This is a genomic window from Stenotrophomonas sp. I18B00994, from assembly GCF_014145825.1.
Taxonomy (GTDB): Bacteria; Pseudomonadota; Gammaproteobacteria; order Xanthomonadales; family Xanthomonadaceae; genus Stenotrophomonas; species Stenotrophomonas maltophilia.
Genome location: NZ_JACIUW010000008.1, coordinates 148,482 through 161,782 on the forward strand (window position 1 = coordinate 148,482; position 13,301 = coordinate 161,782).

Here is a 13,301-nt window from a genome sequence, read left to right on the forward strand (position 1 = left end):
TACACTGTGCAGTGTACTCAGCGGACGTCACCCATGAAGCGCCTGCTCCTTGTCCTCCTGCTTGGAATCCTCGCCGTGACCGCCTACACCTTCTGCAAGTCCTGGTCCCTCCCCGACTTCCCCGAGTCTCCGCAGTACCGTGATGGCAAGTTCCGCAATGCCCTGCCCCGTCCAGCGATGGGCCTGCGCGACGGCCTGGAGATCTGGTGGACGTTCCTCTTCAACAAACCCAAGGGCACCGTGCCCGCGCACCCGATTCCAGTGCAGCCGCTGGACCGCGCCACACTGGATGCTGCACCGGACCGCAGCCTGTTCCGGCTGGGGCACTCCACGATCCTGCTGAAGCTGCGCGGCCAGTACTGGCTGACCGACCCGGTGTTCTCCGAGCGCGCCTCGCCGGTGCAGTGGATGGGCCCGGCCCGCTTCCATGCGCCGCCGATCAGCATCGACGATCTGCCGCCGATCGCCGGCGTGATCCTCTCGCACAACCACTACGACCACCTCGACCACGCAGCGGTGATGCAGCTGGCCGGCAAGACCGCGCGCTTCATTGCACCGCTCGGCGTCGGCGACCAGCTGATCGCCTGGGGCGTGGATGCCAGCAAGGTCGAACAGCTGGACTGGTGGCAATCCACCGAAGCCAGCGGCCTGCGCCTGACCGCCACCCCGGGCCAGCATTTTTCCGGCCGCGGGCTGGGCGACAGCGACCGCAGCCTGTGGGCGTCATGGGTGATCCAGGACGGCGACTTCCGCATCTTCTTCAGCGGCGATACCGGTTACTTCGACGGCTTCAAGGCCATCGGCGAAAAGTACGGTCCGTTCGACCTGACCATGATCGAAACCGGTGCGTACGACCCACGCTGGGCGTTCGTGCACATGCAGCCGGAACAGACGCTGCAGGCGCACCTGGACCTGCGCGGCAAGTGGCTGCTGCCGATCCATAACGGCACCTTCGATCTGGCCTTGCACGCATGGCAGCAGCCGTTCGAACGCATCACGGCATTGGCGGCCGCGAAGAACGTGCCGGTGGCCACGCCGATGATGGGCGAAGCACTGGACATGCAGGCGCCGCAGGCGGGTACGCGATGGTGGGAGACGGTGGAGCTGTAATGCGATGGGCTCCGATTCTGGCCGCTGCTACGTCTTCGGGTGAAGCCTGCGCCCTTCCCGGGCCAGATTGATCTGCAGCGCAGCGGCGGCGAGCTCGGTCATTTCCGTCGTGACTTTCCCGCTGCCGCGCGCTCGCAGCCAACCGAGAATGTCGACCAGATGCCAGATCGAGGTCGAGCCGTCATGCACGGGGGACGGAAACGACTGCGGGTTGGCCAGCATGAGCTTCCGCATGTTCTGGCGCGACATTCCGAGCAGGTCTGCGACGTCAGTGAGCCCCACCAGATCGGGGCTCACTTCAACCAGTTCGGCACCGGGCACGGCCCGCTGCACATCGTCCAGCGCCGAACGCAGGGCAGCCCCTGCGCTGTCTGCTTCGCGGCAGAACGCCAGGGCCAGCCGTCCCGGCAGCCCAAGGCCCACAAGCGCGTCGTCACAGCCGCCTTCGGCCAGGCGCTGCTCGAGGACGCCGATTTCATTGCCTGTGTCCGGCAAGCGGTACTTCAGGGTGAAGTTGAATTCCATGATTGACCCCTTCGCTTCTGACGAAGCCTGATCTCATTGCTCACGACTGCAGTTCTCGACCACACGCCGCAAGGCCCTTGCATGATGGCTGCCGCTTCGCGGCGTGCTCCAGACGCTCACGATGCAGAACTCCCCGCATCGGCAATCGGTGTCGTTGTAAGGGCAATACATCCGGCCCCACGCATGGCCGCCCGCCATACGGAGCCTCCACCCGCGGTCCTCCGCGAACTGCAACGCCGCTTCGATGTCCTTGTCTGGATGACGCGCTCGAGACATTCCTTGTTCTCCATAGTCTGCACACGGCTCACGTAAGTTGTCAAATGACAACCAAACTAAAAGACTTGCGATGTGACCCTAGCCAATCCGCGCTACACGTCCAGAGCCACATCCGTCAGCCCTCCCGTGATGGCGGGGCCAGCGTCCAGCGGCGCTGCAGTGCGTCATGTAACCGATTACATCCCTTGCTAGCGTAGCGCTCGCCCGATTCCGGTCGATCCTGCGAGGCTGCCAGTAATGACGTTGCGCGCCGAACGCTCCAAGGTCTCCACACCGCTTTTCCCGTTGCGCCCTGCCGCTGCCCTGCTGTTGGCCGCCCTGGCCTCCAGCGCACAGGCACTCCCCCCGCGCAGCCAATGGCAGGCCAGCAGTTCCTCGCAGCAGGTGCCGGCGATGGCGATCGGCCACCTGATCGACGGCGACCCGAAGACCGTGACCGGCGGCGCCTTCAGCCCCGGCCACTGGTTCCAGATCGACCTGGGCGCACCCACCCTGCTGGCCGGCGCGCGCCTCACCTGGGATGTCTCCACTCCGGAAGGCTATTCGCTGCAGACCTCACTGGATGGCACGCAGTGGCAGACCGCGTACACGATGGCCGATTCACTGGGCGATGTGGAAACGCTGTACTTCGCGCCGCGGCAGGCGCGCTATCTGCGGCTGGCCAGTCCGCAGCGCACTTCCGACTGGGGCGTGTCGATCTTCGAGATGGAGCCGCTGGACAGCACGCTCAGCGCACGCATCAGCGGTATCGATGCAGCGCAGGCAGCAGCGCTCTGGCAAGGCGGCGGCACCGTTCCGATGCCGGCCGGGACAAATGGATCCCATGCGTTAGAGATCACGCTGCCGCAGGCTCAATCGACGGCTGGTCTGGTGGTCGACTGGGCTGATGGAAACCGCGGCCCTGCCCGATTGCAGGTTCAGGATGCACAGGGCCGGTGGCAGGACCTCGCGCACGATGCGCAGGCGGCCAGCCACCGCCAGAGCTGGTTGGCCGCCAACGCCGCACAGGCCGTGCGTGCATTCCGCCTGAGCGTGGATGGATCTGCACCAAAGGTGGCACGCCTGCGCCTGCTCGGCCCGAAAGCCGTGATGACGCCAATGAAGCAGTACCAGATTGCCGCCAGTGGTGCGCAGCGCGCGTTGTTCCCGGCCTCGCTGCAGATGCAGCAGACTTACTGGACCGCCGTCGGCGTGCATGCCGGGCGACAGAAATCGATCTTCGACGAGTACGGCAACCTGGAAGCATTCAAGGGCGCGCCGCTGGTGCAGCCACTCTGGCGTAGCGCTGACGGGCGTGCCGCAGGTGCCACCGGGCAGAACGTGCAGCATGCATTGCGTGATGGCTGGAAGCCGATGCCCTCCGCCACCTGGTCACCGCAGCCCGGCCTGGAGCTGCGCAGCGAAGTGTTCGCCATCGAACGCGACGGGCAACCGGTCACCTTCCTCCGCCATCGCTTGCACAACACCGGCAAGACCCGCATCGACGGCACGCTCAGCCTGGTCGTGCGCCCGATGCAGATGAATCCACCGTGGCAGAACGGCGGGCTGTCACCCATCCGCGATGTGGCGATCGATGGACAGGCCGTGCGCATCAATGGACGCACGCTGCTGCAGTCGCTCACGCCGGTGACTGCGTCCGGCGCGGCGCCGTTTGGCAGGGATGGCGCAACGGAAATCACCGCGACCCTCGCTGCCGGCCAGCTGCCCTCCACGCAACAGGCGCGCGACGACGAGGGTCTTGCCTCGGCTGCGTTGAACTACCGCGTCTCGTTGGCGCCGGGAACCAGCGATGCCATCGTGGTCGCGTTCCCGCTGGGTACTGCCGCCGCCGATAGCAAGGGCGCACTGCCCGAGGCGCCTGCGCTCGATCTGGCCACGCTGCCCCGCGATGCCAATACGGCGTTCGATTCCCTGGCCACGCAAGCCTCCGCGGACTGGCAGGCACGGCTGGGCCAAGTCGGGCTGCGCCTGCCCGATCCTTCGCTGGTCGACATGCTGCGCGCGCAGGCCGCCTACATGCTGATCAACCAGACCGGCCCGGCCATGCAGCCCGGGCCCCGCAACTACAACCGCTCTTTCATCCGCGACGGCATGGCCACCTCGGCGGTGCTGCTGCGCATGGGCGAAGCACGCGTCGCGCGCGACTACCTGGCCTGGTACAGCGAACACGGCGTGCATGCCAACGGCCTGGTCTCGCCGATCCTCAACGACGATGGCAGTGTCAACACCGGTTTTGGTTCGGACATCGAGTACGACAGTCAGGGCCAGTACGTGACGCTGGTGGCCGATGTCGCGCGCCTCGATGGCGGGCCCGAGTCGGTACGTGCCTATCTGCCGAAAGTGAAAGCGGCGCTGCGCTTCCTGCAGGAACTGCGCGAGCGCACGCTGGTGCCCGGCTACAAGGCCGACCAGCCGGCGCCGAAGCGATTCGCGGGCATCCTTGCGCCGTCGATCAGCCATGAGGGATATCCGTCGCCCACCCACAGCTACTGGGATGACTACTGGGGACTGAAGGGCTGGCACGACGGCGCGTGGCTGGCCGAGTCGCTGGGCGACCATGAAACCGCCCGTTGGGCGCGCGAACAGTACACGCTGCTCTACGACGCGCTGCACGCCTCTATCCGGGCGACGATGGCGTGGAAGGGCATCGACTTCATTCCCTCCTCGGCCGACCTGGGCGATGGCGACCCCACCGGGGTATCGATCGCACTGGACCCGACCGGCACGCAGAGCGTGCTGCCCGCCGAGGCGTTGAAGACCACCTTCGCGCGTTATCTGGAGGATGTGCGCAAGCGCAGCCAGCCCGATGCGCTGTACGCCTATACGCCGTATGAGATCCGCAACGTGCTGAGCTATGTGCACCTGGGCCAACCGCAGGTTGCCGATGAGCTGCTGCAGGGACTGCTGCATGATCGGCGCCCGCTTGAGTGGCAGGTACTGGCCGAGGTCGTGCACTCGCGGCTGCGTTTCCCCCGCTACCTGGGCGACATGCCGCATACCTGGATTGGTGCCGAGTACGGCCGCACGCTGTTCGGCATGCTGATGCGCGAAGACGATGATGCGTTGTCATTGCTGCCGGGCACGCCGCCGTCGTGGGTGGCGGGCGATGGGTTGGCGGTGGAGCGGCTGCCGACCGCGTATGGCACGTTGCAGATGCAGGCGCGGCAGCGCGACGGCATGCTGACGGTCACGCTGGGCAAGGGGTTGCGCAGCGGAACGGCAGTGAAGGTCTGGTGGCCGGCGCGCACCATGCCGAAGACGGTGCGTGTGGATGGGCGTAGCGTTTCCGACTTCGATGCCGAGGGTGTGCGGCTGGCGAAACCGTTCAGAACGCTGGAGGCGCGCTGGTAGAGGCGAGCTTGCTCGACTGCATGTCGCCGATCACCATGCGCCAGTCTACAGGGGCCCGCCGGGCCACGCCCGGTGTCATTGCAGCGTCGGCAATCCCGGCGGGTTGGTCTGCGACTGCGGCACAGCTTCCTCGGCCACGTTCCATCGCTTCAGCGCCTGCGCATAGGTACCACTGGCAATCTGCGTGTTCAGCGCCTGCGTCACCGCATCAGCCAGGCCGCTGCCCTTGCGGGTGGTCACCGAGATCGCCGCAGCGTTCGGCCAGCCGCCGGGGAACAGGCCCACGCGCCGCACCTTGCCGTCGCGTGCCGAGTACGCGCCGGTGGCATTGGGCTCGAACGAGACATCGGCCCGCCCGGTGATCACCGCCAACCGGCCGACCACCGCGTCATCGAAGTACTGGTACTCCACCGGCTTCAAGCCGGCAGCAATGTTCTGCTGGTCCCACTGCCGCAGGATCTGGTCCTGGTTGGTGCTGGCACCGACCACCACCTTCAGCCCGGCAACGTCGGCCGGCTTTTCGATCTTCTGGATCGGCCCATCAGTGCGCGTGTAGATGCCCAGCAGGTCGTAACGGTAGCTGGAGAAATCGAACTTCTTCTTTCGCTCCTCGGTGACCGTCACGTTCGACAGCACCGCATCGTACTTGCCCGATTCCAGCCCCAGCGGCCAGTCGGCCCACGCCACCGGCACGATCACCAGCTTCCGGCCCAGCGCATCGGCGATCAGGCGCGCAATGTCGGGCTCGATGCCGACCACGTCCTTGCTGTCGGCACCATAGTCGGCCAGCGGCAGCTGCCCCGGATGGGTCGCCACGGTGAACGCCCCCGGCGTGACGAAGCGGTAGCCAGCCGGAATCAAGGCCTGCGCCTTCGCGTCGAGCGTGCCCTTCAGGATGGCGGTGTTCGCGCCGGCCAGGCTGGTCGCGGCCACGGCGCCGGCATCCGGGGCCTGGCGCACGCGCGAGTAGACGATGCCGGCGATGCCGATGACCAGCACCCCTGCGATCAACAAGGTGCTGCGCGAGGGGCGACGCGGTGCTGCAGGGCTCATGGTGTTCCTTCCGGGGTTACAGGGTCTTGGCCAGGAAATCGGCGGTGCGTTGCTGGCGCGGGCGCTCGAACAGGGCCTCGGGCGTGCCCTGCTCGATCACCCGGCCCTGGTCCATCATCACCACGTGGTCGGCCACGCGGCGGGCGAAGCTCAGCTCATGGGTGACGATCACCAGCGTGGTACCCGAACGGGCCAGTTCTTCGATCACGCTCAGCACTTCAGCCACCAGCTCCGGGTCCAGCGCCGAGGTCGGTTCGTCGAACAGCAGCACCTTCGGCTGCAGCGCCAGCGCGCGGGCAATCGCGATGCGCTGCTGCTGGCCACCGGACAACTGGCGCGGGAAGGCATCGGCCTTGTCGGCCAGGCCGACCCGCTCCAGCAGCGTGCGCGCCTGCTGCTCGGCCTGCGCGCGCGGCACACCGCGCACCGCGATTGGCGCCTCGATGATGTTCTCCAATGCGGTCAGGTGCGGGAACAGGTTGAAGCCCTGGAACACCATGCCCACTTCGGCACGACGGCGACGGATCTCGCGCTCGGGCAGTTCGTACAGGGTGTCGCCATCGCGGCGGTAGCCGATCAGCTGGCCGCCCACGGTCACATAGCCGCTGTCGGCACGCTCCAAGTGGTTGATCAGCCGCAGCAGCGTGGATTTGCCGGCGCCGGACGGGCCGATCAGAACCGTCACGCTTCCAGCGCGCAGCTCCAGGTTCACGTCTTCCAGCACCGGCTGCTCGCCGAACACCTTGCCCACACCATGCAGCGACACCGCAGCGCCCTCGCCCGCTTCCACCTGCGTGGCGATGCGCGGGCGGCTTGCCACGCGCGGCGCGGCTTCGCTCTGCACACGCGGGGGCGATGACACCCGCGACACCGAACGTTCGCGTTGCAGCTGGCCGCGCGCGAAGCGCTGCTCCACGCGGCGCTGAAGCAGCGACAGCGCGGTCAGGATCACCAAGTACCAGACCGTGGCCACCATCAGCAATGGCACCACTTCCAGGTTGCGGCGGTAGATCACCTGCACGGTGTAGAACAGCTCAGGCAGCGCCAGCACGTAGACCACCGAGGTGCTCTTGGCCAGGCCGATCACATCGTTGAACGCGGCCGGCAGGATCGAACGCATTGCCTGCGGCAGGATGATGCGGCGCACCTGGCGACCGCGCGGCAGGCCGAGTGCGGCCGCGGCCTCGTACTGGCCGTGGTCGACCGAGAGGATGCCACCGCGGATCACCTCGGCCGAGAACGCGGCCTGGTTCAGGGTCAGGCCCAGCACCGCGGCGGTGAACACACCGATCAGCTGCGTGGTCGGGTACGAGAACAGGCTGATGCCGGTGAACGGCACGCCCAGCTCGATGGTGCTGTACAGGTAGCCCAGGTTGTTCAGCAGCAGCAACAGCACCAGCAGCGGGATCGAGCGGAACAACCACACGTAGCCCCACGACACCGCCGACAGCAGCGGCGAACCAGAGACGCGGGCCAGCGCAAGCAAGGTGCCCAGTGCGAAACCGAGACCGGTACCGAGCGCGGTCAGCAGCAGCGTGCGGCCCAGGCCCTCGAGCACCGGGCGTGCGAAGAACCACTCAGCGAAGGTGCCCCAGCCCCAGCGCGGATTACCCAGTACGGACTGCAGCCCGATCAGGATCAGCGCCAGTGCCAGTACTGTGCCGAACACCTGTAGCGGATGCCGGGCCGGCACGATCTTCAACGCGGGCGCTGGCGCGGGCCGGGTTGCAATGCCATCCAGCGCGGTCGAAGGCGTGCTCACGCGTGGGCTCCTTGCAGCTGGGTCTGCGCAGGCACGATGACGGGCGTCGCTGCCCGCAGGTGCTTTTCGAACGGCAGGTGCGCAATGGTTTCGGGATCCGCATCCAGATCGAACAGCGCGGTGTAACCATGGCTGAGGTACAGGCCAACCGCTTCAGGCTGGCGGAAGCCGGTGGTCAGGAACACGCGCCGATAGCCCTGGCGCGCCGCCTGCTCTTCCAGTTCCTGCAGCACGCGCCGGGCGATGCCCTGCCGGCGCAGCCCGGGCAGCGTCCAGATACGCTTGAACTCGGCGGTGTCGGGATCACGGTGCGGCATGAAGGCACCGCCGGAGATTGCCACACCGTCGCGCAGCAACAGTACGAAGGCCCCTACCGGCGCGGCAAATGCCTGCGCCGGGTAGCGCTGCAGTTCCTCGCGAGCGCTGCCGCCGATGCGTCGGCGCACATCGGCGTAGCGACTGTCGTATTCCTGCTCCAGGCCATCGAACAGAGGCCGTGCCAGCGGATCATCCACCGAGGTGTAGAAGAAGCGTTCGTTGCTGCTCATGCCACGTCCTTCACCAGATAGTCTTCGGCCAGCCGTGCCCACAGGCTGGCGGCGGGTGCGATTGCGGCGTCGTTGAACACGTAGCGCGGGCTGTGCAGCGGCGCGCTGTCGCCGTTGCCGACGAACACGAAACTGCCCGGCCGCGCCTGCAGCAGGAAGGCGAAATCCTCGCTGGCGGTGCGCGGCGCGAATTCGGGCACTACGTTTTCACTGCCGAAGCCCTGCAGCGCCACCTCGCGGATGTAGGCAGTCTGCTGCGGGTGGTTGATCACGCTGGGGAAACCGCGCGGGAACTCGATCTCGGCGCGCGCACCGAACGCGGCAGCGGTCTGCTCGGCAATCCCGGTGACCCGGCGCCGCAGGGTGTCGCGTACCTCCGGCAGGTAGGCGCGCACGGTCAGTTTCAGCTCGACCACGTCCGGAATCACATTGGCGGCCTGGCCGCCGTGGATCGAGCCGACGGTGACCACGCCCATCTGCCGCGGATCGACATTGCGCGACACCACGCTCTGCAGCGCAGTGATGATGTGCGCGGCGGCCAGGATCGGATCCACGCTGCCCTGCGGCTCGGCACCGTGGCCACCCTTCCCGATCACCTTCAGCCGTGCCCAGTCCACCGACGCCATCGCCGGGCCATCGACAAAGCCGAAGTGGCCCACCGGCACGCCCGGCCAGTTGTGCAGGCCATAGATCGCGTCCACCGGGAAGCGCTCGAACAGGCCGTCGGCAATCATCTTCGATGCGCCCGAACCCGTCTCCTCGGCCGGCTGGAACACCAGCTGCAGGGTGCCGTCGATATTGCCGTGATGGGCCAGGTAATGCGCGGCGGACAGCAGGATGGCGGTATGCCCATCGTGGCCACAGGCATGCATCAGCCCTTCGTTCTGGCTGGCGTAGGCCAGCCCCGAGTCTTCGTGGATCGGCAGTGCATCGATGTCGGCGCGCAGGCCGAGACGACGGCCGCCCTGCCCGCGTTGCAGCGTGCCGACAACGCCTGTGCCACCGAGCCCGGTGGTGACCTCATAGCCCCACTGTTGCAGCAGCTCGGCCACACGGGCGCTGGTGCGATGCTCCTCGAAGGCCAGCTCCGGATGCCGGTGCAGGTCATGGCGGATCGCGATGGCCGCCTCGGCGCGTGCCGCGATTTCGGGCAGCACACCGATGGACGCGGGGTCTCGCCGGGCATGGCCGGGCGAGACCGAATTCTCTCCGCTCATCGCCCTACCCCGCCTTCCGCGCCGGTTCGGCATCGGCCGCATACCGGCTGGCCTTGTACGGCAGCCCCAGATGCTCACGCAGGGTCTGCCCCTGCAGCTCACGCTGGTGGTAGCCGCGGGCCTGCAGGATCGGCAGCACCTGGGTCACGAAATCCTCGAGGCCCTCGCGCTGTGCGGCGAAACCAAGAATGAAGCCGTCGCTGGCACCGGCGTCGAACCAACGGATCAGCTCATCGGCCACGTGCTCCGGCGTGCCGATGAAGTTTGGTCGCGGGCTCACCGCTTCCAACGCCACCTGGCGCAGGCTCAGGCCCTTCTCACGCGCATCCTGCTTGATGCGGTCGGTGGTGGAACGGAACGAATTGCTGCCGATGTCGCCCAGCTCCGGGAACGGTGCATCCGGGTCGTACTGGCTGAAATCGTGGTGATCGAAGAAGCGGCCGAGGTAGGCCAGCGCATCTTCCAGCGTGGCCAGCGCGGCAATCGCCTGGTACTTGGCTTCGGCCTCCTCGGCAGTGCGGCCGACGATGGGACCGATGCCCGGGAAGATCTTCACGTCATTGCCGCTGCGGCCGTGCGCGATCGCCGAGTTCTTCACCTTCTGGGTGAACGCGCGGGTTTCTTCCAGCGATGGCGAATGGGTGAACACCGCATCGGCGTACTTGCCGGCCAGCGCGATGCCATCATCAGACGAACCGGCCTGGAAGATCACCGGCTGTCCCTGCGGCGAGCGCTGGATGTTGAGTGGGCCTTCCACCTGGAAGAAGCGGCCCTTGTGGTCGAGCCGGCGGAACTTTTCCGGCGCGAAGAACGCGCCGCTGTCACGCTCGCGCACGAAGGCATCGTCATCCCAGGAATCCCACAGCCCCTGCACCACCTCCAGATACTCGTCGGCGATCTGGTAGCGCAGCGCATGCTCCGGGTGCGGCCGGCCATAGTTGCGACCCGAACCTTCCAACGGTGAGGTCACCACGTTCCAGCCAGCACGGCCGCCGCTGAGCAGATCCAGCGAGGCGAACTGGCGGGCGACAGTGAACGGGTCGCTGTACGAGGTGGACAGCGTACCGGCCAGGCCGATCTTCTTCGTTGCCGTGGCCAGCGCCGAGAGCAGCGAGATCGGCTCGAAGCGGTTGAGGAAGTGCGGAATCGACTTCTCGTTGATGTACAGGCCGTCGGCAACGAAGCCGAAGGCGATGCCGTTGTCCTCGGCGGTGCGCGCAATGTCGATGTAGAACTGCAGGTTGACGCTGGCATCGGCCGGGTTGGACGGATGCTTCCAGGCATGCATATGGCTGCCGGGGCCCTGCAGCATGATGCCGAACGGAATGTGGCGCGGAGTGGTGCTCATGGAATCGCTCCTGCAGGTCAGGCCACCGCCGCGCGCGGCGCGGGCGACAGCAGTTCAAGGGATGTCAGGCGTGCGTCGAGGTCGGCCACCGGCGCATCGAGGATGAATTCACCCACGCCGAAGCGCCGGTGCAGCGCGTCCAGTTCGCCGCGCACGTGCTGCGCATCGCCGGACAACACGCTCGGACGTGTTTCCTCGATGCGGAAGTCGGCCACGCCCACCTGGCGTGCGTACTCGGCAGCCGCCTCCGGGCTGGGCAGGTTCACGGTCTGCCCGGGACCGAGGTGCAGCTTGTAGACGCGCAGCGCACCGATATGACGCGCAGCGGCTTCGGCAGTCGGTGCGGCGAAGGCCACCGTAGCCAGCAGCGGTGGCTGCGAGGAGACGCTGCGGTAGGCGTCGAACGCGGCCTCGATGTGCTTCGGGTCGCCGTCGAAGTGCGCGGCGTAGACGAAACGCCAGCCCAGCTCGGCCGCCTGCCGTGCACTCTGCGTGCTGGCACCGAGCAGGAAGCGCTCCGGCGCCTGCTGCGGAATCGGCCGCGCCAGCACATCGGCCTCGGCGCCGGACAGATAGCCCTCAAGATCGCGCAGTTGCTGGTCGAAGTCGGTGAACGCCGGCCGCCCCGCTGCCAATGCAGCGGTAGATGCCGGCAGGCCGCCGGGCGCCTTGCCCACGCCCAGATCCACGCGCCCTGGCGCCAGCGCCGCCAGCAGGTTGAAGTTCTCCGCCACCTTGTACGGCGCGTAGTGACGCAGCATGACCCCACCACTGCCGATGCGGATGCGCCGGGTCTGCGCCAGCACCCAGGCCGCCAGCACTTCCGGTGCGGGGCTGGCCAACGTCGGCGCGGCGTGATGCTCGGCAAACCAGTAGCGGTGATAGCCCAGCTGTTCGGCGCGCTGCGCCAGCTGCAGGCTGTTGCGCAGCGCCTGCTCCGGCGAGGCGCCTTCGGCCACCGGGCTCTTGTCCAACACGCTGATCTGATAGCTCATGGTCGCGTCCTCGCTCAGGGATGGGCCACGGGGATGCCGAGCAACCCGTTCAGCGCGGCCAGGATCGGCTCGGCACCGGAGATGTACTGGCGGTCCTGGTGCACGCCACTCGCGAGGTCACTGCGCACGCCCTGCGGCAGCACCAGCTTCGGCAGCGACTGGTCCTGCTCGCCGATCTCGGCGATCACCTCCCGGCGCGGCCGTGCGAAACCGATGCGGCGCACGTCCAGCCGCGCGTCCAGGCCGTCGATGCTCGACAGCGCACCTTCCAGCAACAGGCTGTGCCGGCAGAAGAAACGCTGGCCGGGAATCTGTCCGTCCTCGAACTCACGGTCGAGCAGGAACAGGATGGGCTTGTCGGTTGCGTCCAGACTCACGGGGTCGTCCTCATCGGGGGGCGGCAATGCGATGCCGCTTCGATATCGATGCTAGAGATGACGGCGGTCGGCACGGCGATGCCAGGCGACAATCGGCGGTCAGATCCGGCCATGCAGATGCGCCTTGGCCATAAGCAAAGCGCCGCCGGTTATGCCGTCAGGCGATCCTTCGCAGCGGCGCCGGTACCGCCAGCGCCTGCGAAGCCAGATGCCCTGCCGCGCGCTCGGCCGCCAGTGCGATGCGCGCCTGCAAGGCTGCACTGTTGATGTGCTCGCCATCGAAGTCGGCAGGCGTGGCATACACCCCGATCGGCAGCGTGTGCGCCTGCAGGAAACTGAACAACGGCCGCAACTGGTGGTCGATCACCAACGCATGGCGCTCGCTGCCACCGGTCGCCGCCAGCAGCACCGGCGTATCCACCAGCGCTTCCAGCCCGATGAAATCGACCAGGTGCTTGAACAGCCCGGGATAGGAACCGCGATACACCGGCGTCGCCACCACCAGCAGACCGGCCGCCTCGATTGCCTGCAGTGCCTGCTCTACGGCTGGCTCCGCTTCATCGCGCGACAGCGACTGCCCCAGCGAACGCGCAATCGGCGCCAGCTCCACCAGCTCCACGCTCGCATGCACCCGCTGCTGCAACGACGCCAACAAGTGCCGCACCAGCAGCAACGTGCGCGACGTTGCCGAGCTGGTCGGTGACCCCACCACTGCCACCACCTTCAATGCAGAAGACAT

The 13,301-nt window shown here is 67.1% G+C and carries 12 protein-coding genes; 2 read left to right on the forward strand and 10 right to left on the reverse strand.

What is annotated here, in order from left to right:
- Positions 1 to 33 precede the first annotated feature (33 nt).
- Complete coding sequence (locus tag H4O10_RS11385) at positions 34 to 1,110, forward strand: MBL fold metallo-hydrolase (RefSeq protein WP_076738954.1); 1,077 nt, start codon at positions 34 to 36, stop codon at positions 1,108 to 1,110.
- 27 nt (positions 1,111 to 1,137) lie between these two features.
- Here H4O10_RS11385 and H4O10_RS11390 read toward each other — a convergent pair whose 3' ends face one another.
- Both H4O10_RS11390 and H4O10_RS22310 read right to left on the reverse strand, forming a co-directional pair.
- Entirely contained in the window at positions 1,138 to 1,635 is a 498-nt protein-coding gene (locus H4O10_RS11390) for a DNA-binding protein (RefSeq protein ID WP_012479990.1), read from the reverse strand.
- 33 nt (positions 1,636 to 1,668) lie between these two features.
- Positions 1,669 to 1,911 carry a hypothetical protein gene (locus H4O10_RS22310; RefSeq protein ID WP_076738953.1) on the reverse strand — a complete coding sequence of 81 codons (243 nt, stop codon included), beginning with the start codon at positions 1,909 to 1,911 and terminating at the stop codon, positions 1,669 to 1,671.
- Between the two features lie 237 nt (positions 1,912 to 2,148).
- On the opposite strand from H4O10_RS22310, the gene H4O10_RS11395 reads away from it, so the two are divergent.
- Positions 2,149 to 5,262, forward strand: coding sequence for a discoidin domain-containing protein (locus H4O10_RS11395; protein ID WP_076738952.1), 3,114 nt, complete (start codon positions 2,149 to 2,151; stop codon positions 5,260 to 5,262).
- Between the two features lie 75 nt (positions 5,263 to 5,337).
- Here the strand turns inward: H4O10_RS11395 and H4O10_RS11400 are convergent, their stop codons facing one another.
- The 8 genes from H4O10_RS11400 to msuE all read right to left on the reverse strand — a co-directional run bounded on the left by H4O10_RS11400 (position 5,338) and on the right by msuE (position 13,301).
- A complete protein-coding gene (locus H4O10_RS11400; RefSeq protein ID WP_076738951.1) occupies positions 5,338 to 6,315 on the reverse strand; it encodes an ABC transporter substrate-binding protein in 978 nt (325 codons plus the stop codon).
- 16 nt (positions 6,316 to 6,331) lie between these two features.
- Positions 6,332 to 8,077, reverse strand: coding sequence for an amino acid ABC transporter permease/ATP-binding protein (locus tag H4O10_RS22405; RefSeq protein WP_099562582.1), 1,746 nt, complete (start codon positions 8,075 to 8,077; stop codon positions 6,332 to 6,334).
- A complete protein-coding gene (locus H4O10_RS11410) occupies positions 8,074 to 8,625 on the reverse strand; it encodes a GNAT family N-acetyltransferase (RefSeq protein ID WP_060380885.1) in 552 nt (183 codons plus the stop codon). The genes H4O10_RS22405 and H4O10_RS11410 overlap by 4 nt, the downstream gene beginning before the upstream one ends.
- Entirely contained in the window at positions 8,622 to 9,842 is a 1,221-nt protein-coding gene (locus tag H4O10_RS11415; RefSeq protein ID WP_065184098.1) for a M20 aminoacylase family protein, read from the reverse strand. Before H4O10_RS11415 ends, H4O10_RS11410 begins: the two co-directional genes overlap by 4 nt.
- 4 nt (positions 9,843 to 9,846) lie before the next feature.
- A complete protein-coding gene (locus H4O10_RS11420; protein WP_012479984.1) occupies positions 9,847 to 11,190 on the reverse strand; it encodes an LLM class flavin-dependent oxidoreductase in 1,344 nt (447 codons plus the stop codon).
- A gap of 17 nt (positions 11,191 to 11,207) precedes the next feature.
- The gene (locus H4O10_RS11425) at positions 11,208 to 12,185 is read right to left on the reverse strand and encodes an MsnO8 family LLM class oxidoreductase (RefSeq protein ID WP_076738949.1); all 978 of its coding nucleotides are present in this window, start codon (positions 12,183 to 12,185) and stop codon (positions 11,208 to 11,210) included.
- Between the two features lie 14 nt (positions 12,186 to 12,199).
- The gene (locus H4O10_RS11430; protein WP_044570017.1) at positions 12,200 to 12,562 is read right to left on the reverse strand and encodes a DUF3088 family protein; all 363 of its coding nucleotides are present in this window, start codon (positions 12,560 to 12,562) and stop codon (positions 12,200 to 12,202) included.
- A gap of 157 nt (positions 12,563 to 12,719) precedes the next feature.
- On the reverse strand, positions 12,720 to 13,301 hold the full coding sequence (msuE, locus tag H4O10_RS11435; RefSeq protein ID WP_012479981.1) for an FMN reductase: 582 nt from the start codon (positions 13,299 to 13,301) through the stop codon (positions 12,720 to 12,722).